The organism is Synechococcus sp. UW106, assembly GCF_900474015.1.
Classification (GTDB): domain Bacteria; phylum Cyanobacteriota; class Cyanobacteriia; order PCC-6307; family Cyanobiaceae; genus Parasynechococcus.
On the sequence record NZ_UCNV01000009.1, the window covers coordinates 554,571 to 576,407 of the forward strand.

26 protein-coding genes are annotated in these 21,837 nt (G+C 54.8%); 18 read left to right on the forward strand and 8 right to left on the reverse strand.

Annotation, left to right across the window (positions count from 1 at the left end; genetic code table 11):
- Positions 1-38: 38 nt before the first annotated feature.
- The gene (gene secE / locus DXY30_RS10425) at positions 39-281 is read left to right on the forward strand and encodes a preprotein translocase subunit SecE (protein ID WP_115094848.1); all 243 of its coding nucleotides are present in this window, start codon (positions 39-41) and stop codon (positions 279-281) included.
- A gap of 21 nt (positions 282-302) precedes the next feature.
- The gene (gene nusG / locus DXY30_RS10430) at positions 303-971 is read left to right on the forward strand and encodes a transcription termination/antitermination protein NusG (RefSeq protein ID WP_115094849.1); all 669 of its coding nucleotides are present in this window, start codon (positions 303-305) and stop codon (positions 969-971) included.
- Here the strand turns inward: nusG and DXY30_RS14610 are convergent.
- A complete protein-coding gene (locus tag DXY30_RS14610; RefSeq protein WP_256359554.1) occupies positions 955-1,089 on the reverse strand; it encodes a hypothetical protein in 135 nt (44 codons plus the stop codon). The two genes, nusG and DXY30_RS14610, sit on opposite strands and share 17 nt — an antisense overlap.
- On the opposite strand from DXY30_RS14610, the gene rplK reads away from it, so the two are divergent.
- From rplK to rplL, 4 genes are all read left to right on the forward strand, one after another.
- On the forward strand, positions 1,082-1,507 hold the full coding sequence (gene rplK / locus DXY30_RS10435; protein WP_006851160.1) for a 50S ribosomal protein L11: 426 nt from the start codon (positions 1,082-1,084) through the stop codon (positions 1,505-1,507). The genes DXY30_RS14610 and rplK overlap by 8 nt on opposite strands.
- Before the next feature lie 71 nt (positions 1,508-1,578).
- Positions 1,579-2,286 carry a 50S ribosomal protein L1 gene (gene rplA / locus DXY30_RS10440; RefSeq protein WP_115024548.1) on the forward strand — a complete coding sequence of 236 codons (708 nt, stop codon included), beginning with the start codon at positions 1,579-1,581 and terminating at the stop codon, positions 2,284-2,286.
- Between the two features lie 238 nt (positions 2,287-2,524).
- Positions 2,525-3,052 carry a 50S ribosomal protein L10 gene (rplJ, locus tag DXY30_RS10445; protein ID WP_006851480.1) on the forward strand — a complete coding sequence of 176 codons (528 nt, stop codon included), beginning with the start codon at positions 2,525-2,527 and terminating at the stop codon, positions 3,050-3,052.
- A 54-nt stretch (positions 3,053-3,106) separates the two neighbouring features.
- Positions 3,107-3,499, forward strand: a complete 393-nt coding sequence (gene rplL, locus DXY30_RS10450; protein WP_115094850.1) for a 50S ribosomal protein L7/L12 — start codon at positions 3,107-3,109, stop codon at positions 3,497-3,499.
- Between the two features lie 274 nt (positions 3,500-3,773).
- Here the strand turns inward: rplL and DXY30_RS10455 are convergent, their stop codons facing one another.
- The gene (locus tag DXY30_RS10455; protein WP_115094851.1) at positions 3,774-4,514 is read right to left on the reverse strand and encodes a DUF3747 domain-containing protein; all 741 of its coding nucleotides are present in this window, start codon (positions 4,512-4,514) and stop codon (positions 3,774-3,776) included.
- Between the two features lie 51 nt (positions 4,515-4,565).
- On the opposite strand from DXY30_RS10455, the gene rnhA reads away from it, so the two are divergent.
- The 6 genes from rnhA (at position 4,566) to DXY30_RS10485 (ending at position 11,323) form a co-directional block, all read left to right on the forward strand.
- Entirely contained in the window at positions 4,566-5,312 is a 747-nt protein-coding gene (gene rnhA, locus DXY30_RS10460; protein ID WP_115094852.1) for a ribonuclease HI, read from the forward strand.
- Between the two features lie 8 nt (positions 5,313-5,320).
- Positions 5,321-6,502: a quinone-dependent dihydroorotate dehydrogenase gene (locus tag DXY30_RS10465; RefSeq protein ID WP_115094853.1), complete on the forward strand. Its 1,182-nt coding sequence runs from the start codon at positions 5,321-5,323 to the stop codon at positions 6,500-6,502.
- A gap of 113 nt (positions 6,503-6,615) precedes the next feature.
- Positions 6,616-7,542: a hypothetical protein gene (locus DXY30_RS10470; RefSeq protein WP_115094854.1), complete on the forward strand. Its 927-nt coding sequence runs from the start codon at positions 6,616-6,618 to the stop codon at positions 7,540-7,542.
- On the forward strand, positions 7,539-8,219 hold the full coding sequence (locus DXY30_RS10475; RefSeq protein WP_115094855.1) for a PilN domain-containing protein: 681 nt from the start codon (positions 7,539-7,541) through the stop codon (positions 8,217-8,219). The genes DXY30_RS10470 and DXY30_RS10475 overlap by 4 nt, the downstream gene beginning before the upstream one ends.
- On the forward strand, positions 8,216-8,944 hold the full coding sequence (locus DXY30_RS10480) for a hypothetical protein (protein ID WP_115094856.1): 729 nt from the start codon (positions 8,216-8,218) through the stop codon (positions 8,942-8,944). Before DXY30_RS10475 ends, DXY30_RS10480 begins: the two co-directional genes overlap by 4 nt.
- Positions 8,945-9,172: 228 nt before the next feature.
- Entirely contained in the window at positions 9,173-11,323 is a 2,151-nt protein-coding gene (locus tag DXY30_RS10485; protein WP_244281361.1) for a type II secretion system protein GspD, read from the forward strand.
- Position 11,324: 1 nt separating this feature from the next.
- On the opposite strand, the gene DXY30_RS10490 is transcribed toward DXY30_RS10485, so the two are convergent.
- Genes DXY30_RS10490 through DXY30_RS10500 form a run of 3 tightly spaced genes read right to left on the reverse strand, consistent with a single transcriptional unit; the run spans position 11,325 to position 13,305 of the window.
- On the reverse strand, positions 11,325-12,131 hold the full coding sequence (locus DXY30_RS10490; protein WP_115094858.1) for a pentapeptide repeat-containing protein: 807 nt from the start codon (positions 12,129-12,131) through the stop codon (positions 11,325-11,327).
- Between the two features lie 57 nt (positions 12,132-12,188).
- Positions 12,189-12,554: a hypothetical protein gene (locus DXY30_RS10495; protein WP_115094859.1), complete on the reverse strand. Its 366-nt coding sequence runs from the start codon at positions 12,552-12,554 to the stop codon at positions 12,189-12,191.
- A 46-nt stretch (positions 12,555-12,600) separates the two neighbouring features.
- Entirely contained in the window at positions 12,601-13,305 is a 705-nt protein-coding gene (locus tag DXY30_RS10500) for a thioredoxin domain-containing protein (RefSeq protein WP_115094860.1), read from the reverse strand.
- 64 nt (positions 13,306-13,369) lie between these two features.
- On the opposite strand from DXY30_RS10500, the gene DXY30_RS10505 reads away from it, so the two are divergent.
- From DXY30_RS10505 to DXY30_RS10530, 6 genes are read left to right on the forward strand one after another with little or no spacing between them, the layout of a single operon-like run.
- Positions 13,370-14,080: a PilN domain-containing protein gene (locus DXY30_RS10505; RefSeq protein ID WP_115094861.1), complete on the forward strand. Its 711-nt coding sequence runs from the start codon at positions 13,370-13,372 to the stop codon at positions 14,078-14,080.
- On the forward strand, positions 14,077-14,766 hold the full coding sequence (locus tag DXY30_RS10510; protein ID WP_115094862.1) for a hypothetical protein: 690 nt from the start codon (positions 14,077-14,079) through the stop codon (positions 14,764-14,766). Before DXY30_RS10505 ends, DXY30_RS10510 begins: the two co-directional genes overlap by 4 nt.
- 42 nt (positions 14,767-14,808) lie before the next feature.
- Positions 14,809-15,327: a hypothetical protein gene (locus DXY30_RS10515; RefSeq protein ID WP_137006843.1), complete on the forward strand. Its 519-nt coding sequence runs from the start codon at positions 14,809-14,811 to the stop codon at positions 15,325-15,327.
- 9 nt (positions 15,328-15,336) lie between these two features.
- Complete coding sequence (locus DXY30_RS10520) at positions 15,337-15,600, forward strand: hypothetical protein (protein WP_115094864.1); 264 nt, start codon at positions 15,337-15,339, stop codon at positions 15,598-15,600.
- A 28-nt stretch (positions 15,601-15,628) separates the two neighbouring features.
- A complete protein-coding gene (locus DXY30_RS10525) occupies positions 15,629-16,177 on the forward strand; it encodes a hypothetical protein (protein ID WP_137006845.1) in 549 nt (182 codons plus the stop codon).
- A gap of 4 nt (positions 16,178-16,181) precedes the next feature.
- Entirely contained in the window at positions 16,182-17,816 is a 1,635-nt protein-coding gene (locus DXY30_RS10530; RefSeq protein ID WP_115094866.1) for a hypothetical protein, read from the forward strand.
- Positions 17,817-17,841: 25 nt separating this feature from the next.
- On the opposite strand, the gene DXY30_RS10535 is transcribed toward DXY30_RS10530, so the two are convergent.
- From DXY30_RS10535 to DXY30_RS10545, 3 genes are read right to left on the reverse strand one after another with little or no spacing between them, the layout of a single operon-like run.
- Positions 17,842-19,020 carry a type II secretion system F family protein gene (locus tag DXY30_RS10535; protein WP_115094867.1) on the reverse strand — a complete coding sequence of 393 codons (1,179 nt, stop codon included), beginning with the start codon at positions 19,018-19,020 and terminating at the stop codon, positions 17,842-17,844.
- A 2-nt stretch (positions 19,021-19,022) separates the two neighbouring features.
- Positions 19,023-20,075: a type IV pilus twitching motility protein PilT gene (locus tag DXY30_RS10540; RefSeq protein ID WP_115094868.1), complete on the reverse strand. Its 1,053-nt coding sequence runs from the start codon at positions 20,073-20,075 to the stop codon at positions 19,023-19,025.
- Positions 20,076-20,095: 20 nt separating this feature from the next.
- Entirely contained in the window at positions 20,096-21,751 is a 1,656-nt protein-coding gene (locus DXY30_RS10545) for a GspE/PulE family protein (RefSeq protein WP_115094869.1), read from the reverse strand.
- Positions 21,752-21,837: the final 86 nt, after the last annotated feature.

Consider the following 21,837-nt stretch of genomic DNA (forward strand, 5'->3'; position numbering starts at 1 on the left):
GCCAGCCGGCACCGTTGTCAACTTCCGGTCCCATCCCCGTGACCAGCCCCATCTCTGAGGACACCACCACATCTGAAGGCTCAAAGGCCGCCGCCGATCCCACCAAATCCGGTGGATTTCTGGCGGACACGGTTGATGAGCTGAAACTCGTGGTTTGGCCCAGCCGCCAGCAATTGTTCAGCGAATCCATCGCTGTAATCCTGATGGTCAGCCTTTCGGCGGCCACCATTGCGGCTGTCAGTCGCTTCTTTGGGTGGGCTTCGTCCCAGGTGTTCCGCTGACTCGATATCACCTTTCTCGCCGTGCCCGACGACCTGACCACACCGGACGCCCCTGAGGTGCTTGATCTGCCAGCCCCGAATGAGGGGGAAGTTGGCACCTTGCCTTTGGAAGCTGTCGCCAACACGGCCATTGCCCGCTGGTATGCCGTTCAGGTGGCCTCCAGCTGCGAGAAAAAGGTCAAGGCGACCCTTGAGCAGCGTGCCGTCACCCTGGGGGTGAGCAATCGGATTCTTGAAATTGAGATTCCCCAGACGCCTGCCGTCAAGCTGAAGAAGGACGGCACCCGTCAGTCCACTGAGGAAAAGGTGTTCCCCGGTTATGTGCTCGTCCGGATGGTGCTGGATGAGGACACGATGATGGCGGTGAGAAGCACCCCGAACGTGATCAATTTCGTGGGTGCTGAGGACCGCCGTGCCACTGGTAAGGCCCGTGGTCACATCAAGCCACGTCCCCTCAGTCGGTCTGAGGTTGATCGCATTTTCAAGCGGGCGGCTGAGAAGAAGACCGTCGTCAAGGTGGATCTGACCGAAGGCGATCAGATTCTTGTTACATCGGGTCCGTTCAAGGATTTCCAGGGAGAGGTGATCGAGGTGTCCGGCGAGCGCAACAAGCTCAAGGCCCTGCTTTCCATCTTTGGTCGAGAGACACCGGTTGAACTGGAGTTTTCTCAGATCAGTAAACAGAACTGATCCATGCGGCGGCCGTCTCCCTGCGGAGGGCGGCCTCAGGAGTGGGCAACCATTCCGCCGCACCAGACCCGAGGGTCTTGTGATCCGCAGCTGTCCAAACCACCCAGCCGATGGCCAAGAAAGTCGTAGCTGTGATCAAGCTGGCCCTAGATGCCGGCAAAGCAAACCCCGCGCCGCCGGTGGGCCCTGCCCTCGGTCAGCACGGTGTGAACATCATGATGTTCTGCAAGGAGTACAACGCTCGGACGCAGGACAAGGCCGGTTATGTGATTCCGGTGGAGATTTCGGTCTTTGAAGACCGCAGCTTCACCTTCATCACCAAGACGCCTCCGGCGTCGGTGTTGATCACCAAGGCCGCGAAGATCCAAAAGGGATCCGGTGAGTCTGCCAAGGGCAGTGTTGGATCGATCAGTCGGGCTCAGCTCGAGGAAATCGCCAAGACCAAGCTCCCTGACCTCAACTGCACCAGCGTTGAGTCCGCTATGCGGATCATCGAAGGCACCGCCCGCAACATGGGCGTTTCCATCAGCGACTGACGTCGCTGCATCTCTTCTCCAACCCATTCGGGGGAGACATCGCTGATGTCGCCTGAACCCCACCTCTGAACATGCCCAAAATCTCTAAGCGCCTGGCCAGCCTGGCCGGCAAGATCGAGGACCGTGCCTACGCCCCCCTCGAGGCGATTGCCCTGGTGAAGGACAACGCCAACGCGAAATTCGACGAGACGATGGAGGCCCATGTGCGCCTCGGCATCGATCCCAAGTACACCGACCAGCAGCTGCGCACCACCGTGGCCCTGCCCAATGGCACCGGCCAGAGTGTGCGCATCGCTGTGGTGACCCGTGGTGAGAAGGTGGCTGAAGCCAAGGCCGCGGGTGCTGAACTCGCTGGTGAAGAAGAACTGGTGGAAACCATCAGCAAGGGCGAAATGGATTTCGACCTGCTGATCGCCACCCCAGACATGATGCCCAAGGTGGCCAAGTTGGGCCGAGTCCTTGGCCCCCGCGGCTTGATGCCCAACCCCAAGGCGGGCACCGTCACCACGGATCTTGCGGCTGCGATTAAGGAATTCAAGGCCGGCAAACTTGAATTCCGTGCCGACCGCACCGGCATCGTCCATGTCCGTTTCGGCAAGGCCAGCTTCAGTCCTGAGGCCCTGCTTGAGAACCTCAAGACGTTGCAAGAGACCATTGACCGCAACAAGCCCAGTGGTGCCAAAGGCCGTTACTGGAAGTCCCTGTATGTGACCTCCACCATGGGCCCCTCCGTAGAGGTCGATTTCTCTGCCCTACAGGACATTGAGCAGGGGAGCTGATCAGGCTCTCCTCTACACTCAACCTTTGGCGAAAGCCAAATCGGGCACGCGCCCGGCCAGAGACAGCAGGATGTCCCTGGATATGACGTCAGTCATTCCCAGAGATGTAATCCCTGCCGAGGCAGACGCGACACGGTTTTGTCCCATTCGGGGTTGGATCGGCACGCGGCCTCGTCTTCGTTCAGAAGACTCGATCGGCCGTGTGCCCAGCTTGTTCCTTTGATCCGATCCAATCCCTATGGGCCGCACGCTGGAGAACAAGCAGCAGATCGTCGGAGAGCTCAAGGAGCTCCTCGCCGACGCCGAACTGGCACTTGTCCTTGATTTCAAGGGCCTGTCCATCAAGGAGATGTCTGACCTGCGGGATCGTCTGCGGGCCAGCGACAGCGTTTGCAAGGTGACCAAAAACACCTTGATGCGCCGTGCCATTGATGGCGACAGCAACTGGGCCAGCCTCGACTCCCTGCTGACCGGTACCAATGCCTTCGTCCTGGTGAAGGGCGATGTTGGTGCTGGTGTGAAGGCCGTTCAGACCTTCCAGAAGGAACTCAAAAAGTCCGAGACCAAGGGCGGCCTTTTCGAAGGCAAGCTTCTGTCGCAGGACGAGATCAAAGCCATTGCTGATCTCCCCTCCAAGGAGCAGCTCATGGCTCAGATCGCCGGTGCCATCAACGCCGTGGCCACGAAGGTCGCTGTGGGCATCAACGAGGTTCCCTCTGGTATGGCCAGGGCGCTCAAGCAGCACGCCGAAGGCGGCGAAGGCTGATTCGGCTCTGCCGAGACCACTGTTCATTGATCTGTTGCTTCCCCTTTCAAAACCATGTCTGCAAAAACCGACGAAATTCTCGAATCGCTGAAATCCCTCTCCCTGCTTGAAGCTTCCGAGCTCGTTAAGCAGATCGAAGAGGCCTTCGGTGTGTCTGCCGCAGCATCTGCTGGTGTTGTGATGGCTGCCCCCGGCGCTGGTGGTGGTGGTGGTGGCGAAGCCGCTGAGGAGAAGTCTGAATTCGACGTCATCCTCGAAAGCTTCGACGCTGCAGCCAAGATCAAGGTCCTCAAGGCCGTCCGCAACGCCACCGGCCTCGGCCTCGGCGATGCCAAGGCTCTGGTGGAAGCTGCCCCCAAGCCCGTCAAGGAAGGCATCTCCAAGGCCGATGCCGAAGCTCTCAAGAAAGAGATCGAAGAAGCAGGCGGCAAGGTCACCCTCAAGTGATCGCCTTGGGAGAGGGCATGCCCCTCTCCCCTGCTTGTTGTCGCTCAGCTACCGGTCCCTTGTGGGCCGGTTTTTTTTATGTTTTTCGGTTGCCAACAAAAAAGCCCCGCCAAAGGCGGAGCTTTTGTCGAGAGGAACGTGTTCAGGAGTCTGTCCTTGTTTCGACCCTGAAGAGGCGTTCTGCACTCCTCACACAAACGCAAACTAAGAGCGAGGATTTGATTGTCAGCCCCTTTCTGGTCGCTCTCTCGACTGGCACTGTGCCGGTTTGCCGTCAACGGGCGTAGGGAATCACCTGCAATCGAATCGGGCCACTGCTAACGATGCGGCTGGCTGTTGTTCGACCTGCTCTTCTGCGCGTTGCTCCTGCGGCAGGGAGGGGAGGTGGTGCAACCGGTGGCATCGGCGTTCCCAATCGCCTGAATCCGGAACGTTGGCCATGACTGCTGGCCCGTGCGAGGAGCAGGTTCACCGGTGCCTTGTGGGCAAAGTACAGGTGGTTCAGTTTGCGGCCTTGGTAAACGCGCCGTTCCAGTGCCCAGCCAGGTTCCAGTTGCAGGGGGACGAATCCGTTGGGTTCACGACGGTGGACAGGGGCCTGCCCGACCAGGAGTGGTGCCCGTTGCTGGGGGTCGAGGGCCTCGAGTTTCAGTGATGCGCCGGATTGTTTGAGACGGAAGCGGAAGCGGGTTCCGAGATCTTGTTCACCGCTGCGCAACGAGTAGCCATTGCTGTCCAGGTAGCGCTTGCAGAGTCTGGTGAAGTCGAAGCGATTCAGGCTGGGCTCCACCAGTCCGTCCTGGCGTGGCGTCCAGCAGCGCGGTTGGGGCTTGATTTGTTCCAGAACCAGCAATTTCCACTGGGCCCTCCCAACGGGTTGTGCAAGTACAGCGAAGCGCTCCTGTGGAACTGCTGTGCTCTCAAACAGGGGCCGCGCCGCGCCCTCCTGCGGTAGGCCAGCGCCCATCAGCCCCACGGCAGTCAGGCCGGCAGCCCGCAGGTAGGTTCGGCTCATGCACGGTGACGCCAGAAACCGTGTTGTACCGAACCGTGTTGGGACAGATCAATGGCCGAAGGACGCGGACGTGTCGTGGCTGCAGCGACGGACGGCGCCTGCAGCGGCAACCCAGGTCCGGGAGGTTGGGGCGCGTTGTTGCGTTTCGAAGACGGCAGTGTTGAGGAATTCGGGGGCCATGCGCCCGACACCACCAACAACCGCATGGAATTGCAGGCGGCTTTAGAGGTGTTGCAACGCCTTGAGCAGCTGCCCCGTCATCCGGACCTCACCCTGCGCACCGACAGCAAATACCTGATTGATGGGCTGGGCTCCTGGATCAAAGGCTGGAAGCGCAAAGGCTGGAAGACGGCTGCCGGCAAGCCAGTGCTCAATCAGGATCTCTGGAGGGCCCTGGATGCCGCCCGCTTGGATGACGTTCCGCTGCGGTATGTCAAAGGCCATAGCGGCGATCCAGACAATGAACGGGTGGATCGCATCGCTGTGGCGTTCTCCCATGCCGTCCAGCCAGATTTAGCCCTGCAGCAGGGATCATCTGAGCCGCTGTCTGCGGAGGCTGCTCCAGAGGCCGCTCCCAAGCCTTTGCTGCAGTTGTTGTCACGATTGGAGTTGGCGGATCGGTTGGCGAAGGGCGGATACAGCCTGTCGTTGCTGGAGCTGGCGCAGCTGGTGGAACAGCCGTTCAAACAGCTGGAAACCAAGCGGGAGAGCTGGATCTGGAGGGACTGGACTGTCCATCCCCAGGAGGATGGCCGCTGGACCCTGCAACGCCGCGAGGCAGGATCAGGACAGTCCTGAGGCAGAGCATGTCGCCGTCCTCTTCGGCCGGACCGCTCAGCAGCGGTGCCTTCTATCAACGTTGGCTTGGCCCGATCTTGGCGCGAGACGACGGTCTGGATGCTGAACAGCTCTCGCGTACAGCGCTCACGGCGCTGGCTCAGGCCAGCCTGCGGCGTCGTTGGCCAGGGGTGTCCACGGTGCTCGATGGCGTGGCGGCAGATCTGCAACGGCGTGATCTGCGCTTGGAGCAGATGTTGTTTGGCTGTCGTTTCCCCAACCCGGTGGGCTTGGCAGCGGGATTCGACAAAAACGGCGTGGCGGCTGGCATCTGGGATCGCTTCGGCTTTGGTTTCGCCGAAGTGGGCACGGTGACCTGGCATGGCCAGCCGGGTAACCCCAAACCACGCCTGTTTCGTTTGGCGGAAGAACAGGCAGCGTTGAACCGGATGGGATTCAACAACGATGGTGCCAAGGCGCTGTTGAAAACCCTGGAGCGACAACGGTTGGACCCGCCGGGTCGTCGTCCATCTGTTCTGGGGATCAATGTCGGCAAATCCAAGATCACAGACCTGGAGCAGGCTCCGGATGACTACGCGGCCTCCCTGGAGTTGTTGTCTCATTTGGCGGACTACGCAGTGATCAACGTCAGCTCCCCCAACACCCCCGGGCTGCGGGATCTGCAAGACACCACTCAGCTGCGACGGCTTGTGGAGCGGCTGCGACGCCTGGCGGCTTGCCCTCCGCTGCTGGTGAAAATCGCGCCGGATTTGGACGATGAGTCGATCGATGCCATTGCTCGCCTGGCCTTTGAGGAAGGCCTAGCTGGCGTGATCGCTGTCAACACCAGTCTCAATCGGCTTGGCCTGGAGCAACGGCGTCTGCCTCAGACGGGATGCACTCTGGCGGAGGAGGCCGGTGGCCTCAGCGGTGCCCCCCTGCGTCACCGGGCTCAGGAGGTGGTTCGCCGGTTACGGGCTAGCGCCGGCCCTGCGTTGCCGTTGATCGGCGTGGGTGGGATTGACTCCGCGCAAGCCGCCTGGGAGCGCATCACCGCAGGTGCCTCCCTGGTGCAGCTTTACACCGGTTGGATCTTTCAGGGGCCGGATCTGGTGCCGCGGATTCTGGAGGGTCTGCTGTTGCAGTTGGATCGCCATGGCCTCCGCAACATTGCGGAGGCATCCGGCAGCGGTTTGCCCTGGCAGGACTGAACTGGATGCATCAAAGCCATCTCATTCCTTGATGTTGTGCCTTTGAATGTCTCTTTGGGAGAGTGATTCAAGCGAGTGATCGTCGATAGGATGAAGACAGTGGAAAGAGTTGTGTGCCACTGCCTGCTCTCGCTGAGCTGCCTCAACTCACAGCATTGAGCTTGGCTTGGCGGCGGCTTGTCGAGATCAAGCCGGTGTTGATCATGGTGACCAACACGCGCTTGGTGTGTTGTTGGGACAAAGGGGAGCGTTGCTGGCAACGCGTTGTCGACTGGCCCGATGGTGTGTGTCGTGATGGTGTGCCGCTGCAACGGGAAGCGGTTGGTGAGTTCATCGCTGATTTGATCTTTGACTGCGATCTTCCCGGGGCAGAACTTGTTCTTTGTCTCCCCCTGCGCGCTGCTGCCTGGTGCGTGGTCGACGGCTACGGATTGGATGGGGCGACTGGCGTGTTGCCCCCGTCCTTGCCGTCTGTCGACCTGCCGTTTGATCTTGCTGAGAGTTACATCACGTCCTCGCCGATGCAGGACGCTTTGGCAGTGGTGGGTGTGCCCCGTTCGTTGATTGAAGGGTGGAGTGAGGTTGCTGAACTCGCTGATTTGCCCCTGCGCCGCGTTGATTGGTCTCTGACGGCAGCCCAGCGGGCCCTACAGCAACTCACGCAGTCGTGGCAGGGCGACCTGGCTTGGCTCGTGGTGGAGGAGCAGAGCATTCGTTTGGTGTTGCTCCGCCAGAGGGTTCCTGAGGTTGACCATCTCCTTGAAGCGGATGAACCTGTTGCCTGTCAACGCGAGATTCGGGCCTGTGTTGCTGCGTGGCAGTCCCATGTGGCCACGCCACCACCACTTGGATGGTGGTTTTCGGTGAAGGTGGAGCAGGTCGATGAGTGGTTGTCTCTGGTTGATGGTGCGGCAGGAGAGTGCTGCTTGAACCAGCCCTTGCCCGCTTTGGCCGAATCGTGGGATGAAGCCGCTGTTGTTGATGCGCTTTCACCCTTTCAGCATTTGGCGCTGTTGGCTCTGCAAGAGGAGGAGCGATGACGGCGCGTCAGGCTTGGCCCAAGCCGGATTTATTGCAGCAACGCCGGGTTGAGCTCGGCTTGCCGTTTGAGCCGGCACCGGTTCCGTCAATGCTGTCCCTTCTCTTGAAGGGGGGCATCAGTGCGGTGGTGTTGATGATGCTGTCGTTGCTCGCCGTGTTGGTATTGCAGCATCGTCAACAGGTGGTGCAGGGCGAGGTCGCTGCCCTCAATGCTGTGGAGAAGCGTGTTGGTGACGCCAAGGCACGGCTCAAAGCGCTGACCTCGCGCCGGTCCACCTTGGAGCAGCAGACGCAATCCATCGCCGAACAATTGGTGGCGCTGCGTTCGGGGTCGGCGTTGTTGGAGCAGTTGCGACAGGTCACGCCTCAGGGTGTACGCCTTGTGTCGGTCGACGCCAACCCATCCAAGTTGGCGATCCAGGGGGAAGCCCAAGGAAGAGATGCCTTTGAACGGATCAATGCCTTGGATCTCAACCTTGAAGCGTTGTCGGGCATGCTCCCCGATGGAACAACTGTGGTGAAAGCTCAGGCCAATCAGGATGGACTGATTGCGTTCACTCTCGAGGCCAAGCTCGATCGAACAAGCAAACCCACAACGGCACAGTTGCGTGGCCTTGGTGCCGAAGGCGTGGCTCGTCGTTTGGAGTTGCTTCAAGACGAAGGTGTGTTGCCATGACCAATCTGTTGACGCCCCCACGACAGCGATGGCTGACGCGGGGGCGCCTGTTGGTGGGTCTGCCCCTTGGGATTGGTGTTGTGGTGAGTGCTGCTGTTGTGCTCTTGGCGGTATTGCCTGCTGTTCAACAAGTGCGAAATTTGGAGGCAAGGCGAGATGCCTTGCTCAGCCTTGAACTCAGTCTTTCTGCGTTGGAACGCCAGCTCCCTCAAGCGGAGGCTGAACTGTTGGCGGTTGAAGAGAAGCAAGCTCTTTTGGTTGGGTTGCTGGCCGGGAGTGACAGTGTGCAGACCTTTTTGGCGCTGTTGAATCAGCAGGCTGTGGCATCGGCTGTGCAGATGCAGCGCTATGAACCGCTCAAAACGGCAGCTCCTCCCTCGGCGTCTCGGCAGAGGCAATCCCGCCGGAACAACAAGCAATCCAATGGGAAAACCAAGCTGCCGCAAGATCCCTTGCAGGCTCTTGGTTATCGCAAGTCATCTGTTGCGCTTGAAGTCAGCGGCTCCTACGGCGGTTTGCAAGCCTTTTTGCAACGCATGGAAGCGTTGGAGTTGCTGGTCGAAAGCAGTGAACTGTCACTTCAGGCCCTTGCTCAAGAGGCTGCTGATGAAACATGGCCGAACAGCGCAGCAACCAAGCTCACCCTCCAATTGAGTTTTTATGACTTAGTTCCTGAACCTGCTGATCGTCCAACTGCGCCAAGTTCCAACGAAGATCCCACTTAAGTCTGGTGGTCTCCAGATCTCATTGATACCATCTGCCCATAGTTCAGGCACTCGAGCGGTTTTTGTTTGGTGACCCCCTCTTCCCGGCGTCTTTTTCCGCTCTTCTTAATGCTTGGTCTGGCTGGTCAGGGGTTGGTGGACTCGCTATTGCTCGAGCGAGCGGTTTTGGCGCAAAGCGTGTCTCGGGTCTCCCTGAAGTTGCGAAAGGAGCCCAGACATCTTGATGTGATGCTGACCGGCATTGGTGATAGCGCTCGGGTTGTTCAAGAGCGGAGCACCGACACCAATTGGCGGGGGGAAATTACCGGTTCGGATGATGGGTTGTCGACTGACGAGGTGGCGCAACAGGTGTCCATGCCAGAGATGGGTTTGGCCAGTGTTCGTCTTCGTGGATCTGGTTCTGCCTATCGGTTGGAGGTTAAATCCGTTACGGGCATTGTTTTGCCGAAGCCAAAGATCTTGGCCACTGGAGATGATTTAGTGCTTCGGTTTAGCGGCCTCACAGGTGCATCCAAGACGCGTCAAACCAGTTCGTTGGATTTGCGTCGTCCCGGCCGAGTTGCACAGCCAGTGATGGCCCCGCCGATACGTCCACGGGCTGTAGCACCACCGCTCGGTGATATGGCTGTTGGAACGATGTTGGTAAACAATCGTAGCTTTGTTACGGCAAGTGGTCCGCCGGTTTCTCTCACCTTGAATAATGCTCCGGCGAAGGATGCCCTGATGTCGTTGGCTCGCCTTGGGGGGTATGGCTTTGTCTTTGTTGGCGGTGCCGATCTCCCGACTGCTGAAGGCGTTGATAGCAGTCAATACCCTGTCACCATGGCGTTTCGTGATGAGCGTTACGACCGTGCCTTGAACAGCGTCTTGATGTCGTCAGGATTGCAAGGCCGGCTGGATGGAAACACTCTGCTTGTGGGAACAGCTATTTCTGCGAAAAGCTTTGGCCCGCAGATGTCGAAAGTGTTCCGGATGAATCAGGTGGATGTGGAGTCTGCAAGTCAATATCTAGGTAATCTTGGGGCTGCGATCACGGTAACGCGTACATCAACAGCAGCAGCTTCTGAGGAGTCTTCTGATGATGGTGAAAGCTCTGATTCGGGTGGATCGAATGATCCAACTGCTTCAGTTTCCAGCTCTGTTGAGACTTATAGCTCTGGCTTTGGGCCGTTGATCGGTTTGATTGGGACTACCGATTCACGTTTAAATACGATTACTTTGATAGGGGATCCTAAATTAATCAGTGTTGCTGAGAGTTATCTCAGGCAAATCGATCTGCGCAAGCGCCAAGTTGCGGTGAAGGTTCAGATTTTAAATGTAACTCTTGACAATGATGCGAGTATTGATTCTAGTTTCTCGGCAAAGATCGGGAATACATTCATTGTGAGCCAGAGTGGCAAGGCTCATATGAACTTTGGCGCGTATAAGCCTGGTGGGCCTCTCCTGGGGTCGGGAACTTATAATGGCAGTGAATATGTTAATCCTGGAACATATCCATCGTTTGTGCCGAGAGTTCAGGCGCAGGATGTAAGGGATCCTGTTATCGCTGCAAAAGACGTAAAAAATGGAATTGTGACGCCAATTTTTGATAAAAATGGTAATCAAATAGGTTCTGATGTCACTTATCCGGATCTTCTTGATGAGAAGGGCCGTCCCGTCTATATTCCTGACTCGAATCCGAATGCTGCGAAGCAGCTGGTACCAAGAATTGATAAAAAAGGGCGTCCAATTTACGTGAATGCGAGAGATCAGAATAGCTTCAAGTATCCAGATAATTCTTTCTACTCTTATCTGGAGTCGGTCATTATATCTTCGAGTTCAAAAACTCTTTCTCAGCCTACTCTCCTGGTACAGGAGGGTGAAACGGCTGTAGTTCGTTCTGGCGAGAATGTGATCACGGGTGTAAGCAAAAATGACACTGCAAATGGATCAACTCAGTTTACTAATACCCGCGAAGATGCTGGTCTTACTGTGAACCTTGAGGTCGAAAAAATTGATGATAATGGTTTTGTTACTATGAAGTTAAATCCTGCAATATCAGTTCCAACTTCAGCGGGTCAGCAGGAGGGAGTTCAGATTTTTAATATCGTCAAGCGAGAGCTCAATTCCGGTCGTATTCGTCTTCGTGATCGACAGACTTTGATCCTTACCGGTGTGATTACTGAGTCAGATCGTCAGTTGGCTCGCAAATGGCCAATTCTGGGTGATCTGCCGTTGATCGGTCAGCTGTTCCGCAGCTCCAGTTCTAATCGTCAGAAAAATGAGCTCGTCATCATCGTGACGCCTTCCATCCTCGACGACGACAACGGTGGTACCTACGGTTATGGATATAGACCGGGTACATCCGCAGGTCGCGAGCTTGTCCAGCAGGGCTATTAATTTATGGAGTGATTGGCATCAGCGCCTTCAGTGCGATTGGTGCCAAGGCTTGTGCTGTAGATAGTGCTCCACTGATTAAGGCTGAGCCAAAGCCATTGCCGGTGGGAGAATCGGTGCTGTTTTGGATGTCGTAGACACGCCGACTGGCTTCTCGCAGTTGATCGGCTTTAACGATGTCGCCTTGGTTAGCAAACAGCTCTCCGGCATGGGCGAAGTCGCGTGAAGCGAGATCATCTTTGCCCTGCTCACCACGGCTGAGTCCTCGTGCCACCCAGCTCAGGGGTTCATCCGGGTTGGCCTCGATTGCAGCGTTGAATAGTTGTTCAGCGTCGGGCCATCGCTCGGCCTGTGCTGCGTCTACTCCTGCATTGTGAAGACCAGCGTGACTACGAGCCCCTTGGACCACACCCCGTGCTCCGACCCAGTGGCTCTGTTCCAGAGCATGTTGATCCAGCAGTGCACCGGTGAGATCTGTTTTGCGTAGGTCGGTTCCGATCAGGCGGCTTCCTCGTAGGTCGGTGCCGCGCAGCGAGGCACCTTGAAGGCTGGTGAAACTGAGATCACTTCCGCTGAGATCAGCGCCGTCGAGCTGCGCTTGGCTCAGGTTCGCGCGTCGTAACTGCGCACCCTTGAGGTCTGCATCGCGTAGGTCGGCATGCGTTAAATCAGCGTCGTTGAGCTGGCAGGCCGGGCACTGACCGCTTCCCAGTAGTTGGATTAAGTCCTGCTCATCATTGGCAATGGCAGGGCTGGCGATCCCGAAGAATCCTGCAACCAGCGCTAATGCCAGTGGCCTGAGCGGAACCATGGGAGTGATGCTTCAGTCGCTTCGTTGTATCGACCGCAAGATAATTTGTCGATCTGATTATGCGGCAATCGTGCCGGAGTCAGCTTCAAGGCTGGCGAGCAGTTCCGCAGCGACGGCTTTCTTCAACTCTTGCTCGGCGCGGCGGCGTCGATCAGGAGTGCGGAGTGCGGGGACCTTCAGGCGTAGGCGCGCCGTTGGCTCCCCTGTGGCAACTCCACCATTGTCGACAAGGCGCATCAGATCCACAACGGCAACCCAGCGGGTGGGGGTCTCGGATCGACAAAAAGAGGGCCTGAAAACTGGAGCTTCCACGCCGTGATCGGCGATGGCCTGAAACTCCCCTGCAACTGCTCCGCGAAAACGGATGACCGCTGCGGGGTTGCTCTGGAACCAGATCCGGTCGTCGCGGACGGCGGGATGCATGGCTGATGACAACTCCTTGGATTATGCGGTTGTTGGCAAGCCTGGATTAGTTCCGAGGCACCTCTCGAAGGGCTTCGTCGATGGTTGATTTGAAGGTGCTCCAAGGCAAGGCTCCTTCGATCACTCGCCCGTCCAGGCTGCCGTCGCTTTGGGTTGGACCGATAACGAAGGTCGGAGTGGCGCTGATGTTGTGCAGCGATGCTTCGGAGCGGTTGGCATTGATCAGGGCCACGGTGGACTTCCGTTCCATGCAGGCCTGCAGGGCTGCTGTGTTGAGCTCTTCCTCGGCCGCAATGGCGAGGACGCCTTTGCAGTTCAAGCAGTTTTGCTGGTCGAACAGGGCGGCGTACAAGTCCCAATAGCTGTTCTGCTCGCTAGCACAGCGTGCTGCTGCGGCTGCCGGTAGGGCGTGGGGGTGGAAGGGCAGGGGAAGATCTTTGTGGACAAAGCGAATCAGACCGGTATCGATGTATTCGCTTTTGAGTTGTGGCATGACTTGCTCATGAAAGCGACGGCAGTAGCTGCACTCGAAGTCACTGAATTCCACGATGGTGAGCGGTGCGGTGGCATCTCCTAATGCCGGCTCCCCCTTCAGTAATAACGGGCTGGTCAGCGCTGGGATCGGTCGACTTTGCGACTCGCCGGGTTGAGGCAGGCGTTGTTCCTGCAACCTCTGGACGATGACCGTGCTGCCAATTCCGAGGGCAACGCCTGCCAGACACCCGACCACACTGCGATGCGAAATGTGCATTACGGTTTGGCTGATGCGATCAATGCCTTCATGCTGATGGCATTGGTGCGCGAATGTCGATTGAATGGCACCAGTGGATAGGAGTGGAGGTTTGAGCGCAGGGGCCTGGCTCGATCTAGATCTGTTACGTCAGCGCCGTGAACGCTTTGGCCTGGAACACCCCAAGGTGATTCCTGTTCGAGAGCTTCTCTGGCGTGGCGGTCTGATCGGAGCTGTCGCGCCGCTTTTTCTGCTGTTGGTGGTGCTCTTCTTTGTTGTGCAGGACCGTCAATTAGCGCAGCGGCAGAGACGCTTGGAGCCGATCGCGGCAGAGCACGATCGCGTTGACCAGGTTTTGATCGCAGCCATGCAAATGCTGGAACAGAGCCGGTCCACCAATGCCGCTATCGCCGAGGCCATGGCTGATGTTCGTTCCAGCTCGGCTGTGCTGGCAGAAGTTCGACGTCTGGTGCCTGAATCGATCGTTTTTGATCGCCTTACGGTGCAAGGCAATGTTTTAGAGATCAGTGGTTCGGCAGAGCAGCCCAATGGTCTGCGGTTGGTCAATGCGCTGCTGCTGCGATTGTCGGCCTCAGGCTTTTTTGCACCAGAGCTGGTGGAACTGGCGAATGCGCATGTGGCCGGACAAGCCGAAGAAGCGGCGCTTGAGTTCAGCCTGCGTGCAGGGTTTGCGGCTGATGCAGCCGTGGCAATGCGCACCTCTCTTTCGCGCCTCGGTTCGGAGGGGATGGCACGCCGCATGGCGGTCTTGATGCAGGAGGGTTTGGTTCAATGACTAACTTCCAGTTAGGAAACGATCGCCCCATCGCGGTCTGGCTGACACCTGAACGGGCGGTCTTTGTGGTGCCGATCCTGGCTGGTCTGGCTTTGGCAACGACTTTGGCGACGGCAGTGATCACGCCGCAAATGGTGCAGTTGCGTGAACGTCGATCAGTGGTTGATGTACTGGAACAAAAAAGCGACGCCCTCCCAGGGTTGGTTCAGGCCCTGGCTCAGCGTCGCCTGGATCAGGCGGAGGTGATGGCTCAGCAGAAGCGTTTACTGGCTTTGATTGCCGGTACCGGGGAGCTGGAAACGTTTCTGGCGCAGCTCAATGATTTAGCGGACAAGTATCAGGTGGTTGTGACCTCGACCGTGCCTGGGGCGGTTGAGAGAGCCCCTGTGCCCGTGCCTCCGAGTGATGAGGCACCTGCCGCTGGCGCTGAGGATCTTCCTGTTGGCGACCCTTTGTTGATGCAGGATTTGCAGAAGCGTTCTGGCCGCATTCAGGTGCAGGGGCCTTTTGTCCATGTTCTGGCTTTTCTGCAGTCGTTGGAAAAGCTGGAGGTCTTTGTCATCACCGATGATTTGTCGGTTGAGGCAGCGCGCTCTTCTGAGGATGAGGCCATGCAGGTTCGGCTTGGCTTAACCCTGGTGGCTTATGGAGCAGTGAACTCTGCTTCAGAAAATGGTGCCTCGTGATCCCATTCCACTTAAAGTGTTGTGAGTATGACTCTTTGAGCCTTGGTTTATCTCTACGCCGCGATGGGTGTGGTGATGATGACAGGGATCATGGCTGTGGTTGAAATGGGTTTGTCGCTGACAGGACAATCTTTGCTGTTGAAGCCCGTTGACTCATATCAGCAAAATCGTGAGCTCAACGCAGTTGGTAAGCGTGATCAACAGATGTTGGGCCTTCTGCATGATCAAGCTGATCTGGATGCTATTGGGCGATCTCTGCAGAGCACTGCACTCTGTGTTCAATTGTTGTGTCGAAGTTCCCTCCTTGGTGCGGCAAGTTGTGCTGCTGGTAATTCTGTGGTTGAAGATGCTGAAACACGATTGCCCGACCTCACGGGTTTAACTCAGGCTGGTGTCATCCCTTCAGCCGGTAACTGGGCTAACGCTTGTGTTCTTCAATCCGGCAGCCACCGATTGATCATTCACCCGGATCCATCACCAGATAATTTGCAAATTCCTTATCGCTTGTTTTCGTGTGTCTTGAGTGGAGCCTCCACATGCAGTTTTGAGCCCAAAAGTTGAGAACAATTCATGGTAGATGCCGTTGTTGGAGCTGTGATCATGGTGGTGGCTACTACTTCTCTATTGTTGGCTGTCGAAGTTGTAGGGAATGCATTCACGGCGGCAGGTCGTTATCCCACGAATGATGATGAACAAGTCTTATTGGATAGTCTCGCTCGATCACTTCGTGAACAGGGGCGTGATAGTGCTTCTGCATTGCAGTTGATCGATGATGTTGAAGACCAGATCATCGACCAACTTCCGAGGCAGTACAAGAGAAAAGATGACATCTGAGGATCGATCTGCTTCGGGGATGTCGGTGTTGGAGCTGCTCCTTGCAGTCACAATGATGGTGATTTTTACCGGTGTTGTGGCAGCGGTGATGGAGGTCACCTTGCGCTTTATGGGAGAAGCGGAATGCCCTGTTGATGTCAGTGGCGTTCGCCGCTGCAACGATGAGAATACGGAGGATGTCGCGAATGGTGTCTTGATTGATCGGCAGCGGATTGAGGTGTTGTTCGATCAATTGGAGCAGGTTTTGGTGCAACCTGGAATTCATCGTTCTCGCATCGAATCCATTTCGGGTTCATTGGGTTCTCTGCCCGAAGAGGTTTGTACCCCTGCAGCTTCGACATACGTCTGGTCATCCAATGACAAGATTCCTGACCTCCCTGTCTTTACATTTCCCCGTGGCTATCACATTTGTTTGTGGCAAACGGGGTTACGAGAGGCATCGATAGAGAATCTTCTTGACCCCGCCAATAATTCGGCCACGCCTGGTCTTTACGTCCTACAAGCCTTGCCGACCCAGCTCAACGCGTCCACCCTGCCTATACGTCGCCTCATTTGTCGACCTCGTCCTTTTTGCTGAACCGATGACCGAAACTCCTCTGGTTGGCAAAACTTTTTTTGGCCTTGATATCAGTCAACTGGGTACACAGTTGATGTCTGTGCGTCGTCGTTTGTCGAAGCGCATCCTGCTGTTGGAGTTCAGTGCGTCGGGGTTGCGTTATGCCGAAGCCGCGCCATCTCTGGATGGCATTCGTTTCAGCCACATCAGCAGGGTACCCTTACCGGAAGAAGCGCTTGAACGCGGAGTCCCCAGCGATCCCGCCGTGATGGCGTCTTTACTCAAAGCGCTCTGCCAAGAAAAGGGGATTCCTGCTCATCGTGCAGCAGTCGTTCTCTCTCCTGATGTTGCTTATCAGCGCATTGTCGAACTTCCTGCTGAACTGACTGCGGAAAAAGCACATCTCTATCTTCGAAATCCGGCTAACCCTGTTCAATTGCCCTTCCCGTTGGAGCAAACGGACTTTGATTTGTACCCTTTGCCTCGCCAGCAGGGATCTGCTTTACAGCCCTATCTGCTGATGGCGATACCTCAAATGTTGATCGATCGTGTGATCAGTCTGTTGGGTGATGCTGGGTTTGAATTGCAGGCTCTTGAGCTTGGCCCATTCAGTTTGTTGCGCTTCTTGGTGGATGAATTAAGCAGATTGCGTGAGTCGGAGTTCCATCTTGTTCTGGAGTTGTTGCCTGATTGTTCGCAGTTGTGTGTTGTGGGCCCTAACGGCCCGATTCGATTAGAGCGCTTGTCTGCTATTCGGGATTTTCCAGAACCAGATTTGGATGATGAGCAGCGCAAGGAAGCTCTGGAGGCTGGCTTTTCAGCAGAAAAGATGACGCTGAAAGATGAGCGCTATTTACCGATTTCGGAGTTGGATTTGCGTGCTGTTCTGCGTGATGTAGAAGCTGTGATGTCGGAGTTGACATCTCAGGCCGATTCAACTGTTGTGCGCGCTCTGAGTCTTAGCGGTATCAATAGCGCTCATCCGCTGATTAAGGATTTGTTCCATGAAGCATTGGATTGTGACGTGAACGTACTTAATCCGGTACTGATGCCCAGAGTTGCTGGCTTCATCCCTGATGATCTTCTGGTTCAAGCAGGTCTCGCAAGATTGATGGGCTTGGGTCTGGGCTTTCTTCCGCGGGAACAGTTGCTGTCTTGCGGTTTGCCGGAGGTGTCTACATCGTTGGAACTTGCTCCTCTCCCCTCTTTGACTGTCGAAGCCAGTGTCGATGCTCAGAAGCAGCCAAGTACTTCACAGTTGGAGCCGTTGGATGTTGAGGTCACGCAGCTGTCGCCTGCTAGTGGAACCATGGACGTTCGTGAGGAGTTTTTAGTTAAAGAAGAGCCAGTCAAAGTTGAGGAGGTTTCTGCTGTTGAGGAGGTTGTCGAAAGTGAAGAAGAAGAGAAGTGGCCGAGTTTGAGTTTGGATTTAGTGGAGAAGAAAGAGGGTGTTAAAGCAGAAGAGTCTTCTGAGGTTGAGGAGCCTGTGGCGGGTGATGAAGGGGAGGAGTGGCCGAGTATCAATGCGATTCCTGGATTGGAGCCCTCTGAGCCACAATTACAACCTGAAAAAGCTCAAATGAAATCTCACACAAGGATTGCTAACAATGATTCTTCAGAGTCTTCGTCGTTGGGAGAGTTGCGTTTTCAGGATGAGTAGGCAGGCTGCAATTTCTTTATATTGTTCAACCTCGCATGTTGGTGATCAAGCTGAACATGGGTAGATAAAGTGCAATCACAATGGTCCCCACGATTCCGGCCACCACGAACACCACGGCAGGTTCCATCGCTTTGGTGAGGGAAGACACGGTGGATTCCACTTCTCGCTTGTAGAAAATAGATAGTTTCTCTAGCATGAAACTGAGCTGGCCAGTCTCTTCTCCAATTTTGATCATTGAGATCACAAGTTTGGGGAACATTCCACTTCGCCCTAAGGAATAGTTCAACTCCTGCCCCTGTTGAACTAAGCTGATTCCTTGTTGCAATGTGCGGCGGGTTAATTCATTCGAGCTGGCTGAAATGCAGCGCTGTAATCCTTCTACGATCGGAATGCCTGCATTGACGAGTGTGGCCAAGGTGTCAGACATGCTCGCCATTTCGGACCGTAAAATTAGATCACCAAATAGCGGCACTTTGAGGGTCAGCATATCGATCATGTATCGACCCTGTTTGGTGCTGTAGTAGCGATTGAATGCAGCTGTGATGACGATCATAGTGATGGGTGCCCCAATCGCGAACTGTAATGTTGTGATTGCTTTCGAAAGTTCCAGAAGAAAAGTCGTGAGGGCTGGTAACTCCGCACCCATCCCATCAAACATTGTTTTGAAACGGGGCACGATGAAAATCAGTAAGCCGAGGCTTACTGTTGTGGCCAGCAGTAGCACGATTACTGGGTACATCATCGCCCCGATTATTTGTCCACGGATTTTGGCCCGTTCTTCCAGCAACAGGGCTATTCGGTCTAGAACTTTTTCCAAGATGCCACCGGCTTCACCGGCTTCAATGAGGCCAACGGCCAAGGGTTCAAAGACTTTGGGATATAACCGTAAACTTTGTGATAGCTCCTCACCCGCGCTAAGTCTGGCGGCAATGTGCTGGACGCAGCCAGCTAAGCGCTGGTTCGTCATGTTGTCAGCAATGAGAAGCAGACCTTGCGCTAGTGGAACGCCGCTTTGTAAAATAACGGCCAATTGTCGAAAAAATACCAGCAAATCTTTTTGCGGTACTGTTAAATCTTTAGGAGATGGTTGACTGCTGAACAGATCAGCAAAGACACCAGTTTTAACCTGCTTGCGTCCTTCTGATGATCTGATGTTTACATCAGATTGTGTTCTAGATTGGGGTTGAGCTCCATAGGTGGCCATGCTTAATTAGCCTCTGACAAAATTGCTTTTGGATTGGAAGCCCTACTAATTGCCTCTTTTTGTGTGATGGCTCCGCTGTTGACCAAGTCGAGTAGGCATTGTTCAAGAGTGTTCATACCTTCTTTGCTACCAGTTTGTAATTGAGAATAAATTTGGCTGACCTTTCGTTCTCGGATCAGGTTGGCGATAGCTGGAGTATTCACCAAAAGCTCATAGGCCAGGGAGCGTTTGCCACTGGTGTTTTTGCATAAGGTCTGGGACATGATTCCCAGGAGAGACGTTGAAACCTGCAGGCGAGCCTGCTCTTGTTGATCACCGGGGAAGACATCAACGATTCGCTCTACTGTTTTGGCTGCTGATGAGGTGTGCAGTGTTCCCAAGACAAGATGGCCAGTTTCTGCTGCTGTAATCGCAAGTTGGATCGTTTCTAAATCGCGCATTTCGCCGATATAGATGACATCGGGATCTTCCCGCAGAGCAGCTCGTAGTGCTGAGGCAAAGGATTGGGTATCGCGTTTGACTTCGCGTTGATGAATAATTGAACTTTGAGAATGTTGGAATTCGAATTCAATAGGATCTTCAATGGTGAGGATGTGACGCTTTTGAGTTTCAAGAATGCAATGAATGAAAGCTGCCAGAGTGGTTGATTTCCCAGAGCCTGTAGGGCCAGTACATAGCACCAGTCCGCGATGTTTCTGAGTCAGATCAATGAAGGGCTGGGGCAGTCCTAGATCTTGCCAGCGAGGTAAACTATCCGAAAGGATTCGAAGTGTGAGGCAACGCCGTTCGTTGGCAATGTAGGCGTTGATTCGAATGCGTGATAGCCCCTCGATACCCATTGAGGTGTCTAGGTCGCCAGTTTTCTGAAACTGTTGAAGCTTTTCCTCTCCTACGATTTCAAGGAGGAGCTTTGTCATATCTTCCTCATGCAAGATATTTTCTAAAATGCGTATATCCGAGTTAACTCGTAGGGCAATTGGCGAACCTTCTTCAAGGTGAATGTCTGATGAGCCTGCTTTGATTGCAAAGTTAACGATCTGGCGTGCCAGGCTCATGTTGACTCTCAAATGAATCCCTAGTTTTCAGTATTACAGATTTTCTGCAATTCGGAAATGGTCGTAAGCTGTTCGCGAATGAGTTCAACCCCATACCGTTTCAGCGTGAGCATCCCCGATTGAACTGCTTCTTGCTCAATTTCATGGGTTGTTTTTTTCTTCTTAATCGATTCGCGAATGCTGCTGTTGATATTCATCAGCTCATAGGTGCCGACACGCCCGTTGTAGCCACTACCTCCGCATTTGGCACAGAGACTGCCTTCTTGTTTGCGTTTTTGTTTTTCTTCAGCGCTTAGGCTGGTGGCAAAACGAACTGGTGTACCTGGTTGCAGACCGGTGAAATAGCTTTCTGCATCATTAATCGCTCGTTCAACACTGCATTCTGGACAGACGCGGCGTAAGAGCCGCTGTGCTAAAACTCCGCGTAAAGATGCATTGAGCTTGTAGCTCGGCACTTCCATATCCATTAGGCGAGTCAGTGAGCTGGCAGCACTATTGGCGTGAAGGGTGGTGAAGACGAGGTGACCAGTTTCAGCCGCATCCATCGATGACTCGGCAGTTTCTGGATCACGGGTCTCGCCAATGAGGATGACATCCGGGTCTTGCCGGAGAAAGGTCCGAAGTAGCTGGGAGAAGGTTTGCCCCTTGGCTCGAATGACTGGAAATTGTTGAATATTCCCTCCAAGATCATATTCGATCGGATCTTCTGCGGTTACGATGTTTACTTCTCCGCTGTCTTTTTCTCGGAGTGCTGAAGCTAAAGTAGTAGATTTTCCTGAGCCCGTTGGTCCTGAAACAATGATGAGTCCGTTTGCTTCATTGAGTATGGAGCGGAAGTCTTGTCGTACTTTGTCGTTACTTATTAGTGTGTCAAGACTCAACATGTCTGGGTTGCTGTTGAGGAATCGCAATACCATTTTCTCCCCATGTTTCCCTGGAGCTGTTGCACAGCGAAATTCCATAGCCTGGCCTTCGAAACGACGCCGGATCTTGCCGTCTTGAGATGCACGGCGTTCTGCAATATCCATTTTCGCCATGTTTTTGTAGCAGGCGGTGAGTTTGATCCCGGCGGAACGCGGCATTGTCACATAGTTCTGCATAACCCCATCGAGGCGAACGCGAACCTTGTAATTATCTTGTCGTGGTTCGACGTGAATGTCTGAGACGCCTGTTCTGCATGCGCTGATAAGGATCTTTGCTGCTGCTTGTTGAATTTTTGTCCCTAGCATTTCGATCGACAGATCTAGGGCTTGCTCTTCAATGATTTGTTCGTCGCTATCGTCAAAGTCGAAGTTGAACCCACCAGCGGATCCTTCTTCATCTGCATCTTGTAGAGCATCCAGGATGGACTCATCGCTGAATTCAAAGTCTTCTAGAAGGTTCTCTCCGCTGATGACCCTTTGCAGTGCTGCTTCATCCAGAATCTTTTGAATATCCTCCGGCGTTTTTTCAATAAATTGGCATTCGAGTCCGGCATCTGAGGCACGCCTCTTGATGAAGTCGCCAATTGTACCCAGATAACTAAAGTTTCCTACAGCGACTGTAACTTTCTCGGTACCTGTTGCTTGATTCCTTTCAATACCAAGAGGCACAACGATATTTTCTCGGCACCATTGTAGAGCAAATAAATTGTCGACCAATGATCGTATATTTCGAGCGTCGTGTTTATTGCTCATGTCGTATCAGACTTGTAGTGCAATCTTGCTTTGTTGTTTAGTATGCATGTGATGCTTTCTGGATTTATTCTTTAGCTTGAAAATAT

Coding starts and splice junctions, on each gene's coding strand:
- rnhA (WP_115094852.1), top strand. CDS start 4,566: ATGGCCGAAGGACGCGGACGTGTCGTGGCTGCAGCGACGGACGGCGCC.
- DXY30_RS10495 (WP_115094859.1), bottom strand. CDS start 12,554: ATGCATCCCGCCGTCCGCGACGACCGGATCTGGTTCCAGAGCAACCCC.
- DXY30_RS10530 (WP_115094866.1), top strand. CDS start 16,182: ATGACCGAAACTCCTCTGGTTGGCAAAACTTTTTTTGGCCTTGATATC.
- rplA (WP_115024548.1), top strand. CDS start 1,579: ATGCCCAAAATCTCTAAGCGCCTGGCCAGCCTGGCCGGCAAGATCGAG.
- DXY30_RS10485 (WP_244281361.1), top strand. CDS start 9,173: ATGCTGACCGGCATTGGTGATAGCGCTCGGGTTGTTCAAGAGCGGAGC.
- DXY30_RS10490 (WP_115094858.1), bottom strand. CDS start 12,131: ATGGTTCCGCTCAGGCCACTGGCATTAGCGCTGGTTGCAGGATTCTTC.
- DXY30_RS10540 (WP_115094868.1), bottom strand. CDS start 20,075: ATGAGCCTGGCACGCCAGATCGTTAACTTTGCAATCAAAGCAGGCTCA.
- DXY30_RS10500 (WP_115094860.1), bottom strand. CDS start 13,305: ATGCACATTTCGCATCGCAGTGTGGTCGGGTGTCTGGCAGGCGTTGCC.
- rplK (WP_006851160.1), top strand. CDS start 1,082: ATGGCCAAGAAAGTCGTAGCTGTGATCAAGCTGGCCCTAGATGCCGGC.
- rplL (WP_115094850.1), top strand. CDS start 3,107: ATGTCTGCAAAAACCGACGAAATTCTCGAATCGCTGAAATCCCTCTCC.
- DXY30_RS10535 (WP_115094867.1), bottom strand. CDS start 19,020: ATGGCCACCTATGGAGCTCAACCCCAATCTAGAACACAATCTGATGTA.
- rplJ (WP_006851480.1), top strand. CDS start 2,525: ATGGGCCGCACGCTGGAGAACAAGCAGCAGATCGTCGGAGAGCTCAAG.
- DXY30_RS10465 (WP_115094853.1), top strand. CDS start 5,321: ATGTCGCCGTCCTCTTCGGCCGGACCGCTCAGCAGCGGTGCCTTCTAT.
- DXY30_RS10505 (WP_115094861.1), top strand. CDS start 13,370: ATGGCACCAGTGGATAGGAGTGGAGGTTTGAGCGCAGGGGCCTGGCTC.
- DXY30_RS10510 (WP_115094862.1), top strand. CDS start 14,077: ATGACTAACTTCCAGTTAGGAAACGATCGCCCCATCGCGGTCTGGCTG.
- DXY30_RS10480 (WP_115094856.1), top strand. CDS start 8,216: ATGACCAATCTGTTGACGCCCCCACGACAGCGATGGCTGACGCGGGGG.
- DXY30_RS10455 (WP_115094851.1), bottom strand. CDS start 4,514: ATGAGCCGAACCTACCTGCGGGCTGCCGGCCTGACTGCCGTGGGGCTG.
- DXY30_RS10520 (WP_115094864.1), top strand. CDS start 15,337: ATGGTAGATGCCGTTGTTGGAGCTGTGATCATGGTGGTGGCTACTACT.
- DXY30_RS10545 (WP_115094869.1), bottom strand. CDS start 21,751: ATGAGCAATAAACACGACGCTCGAAATATACGATCATTGGTCGACAAT.
- DXY30_RS10475 (WP_115094855.1), top strand. CDS start 7,539: ATGACGGCGCGTCAGGCTTGGCCCAAGCCGGATTTATTGCAGCAACGC.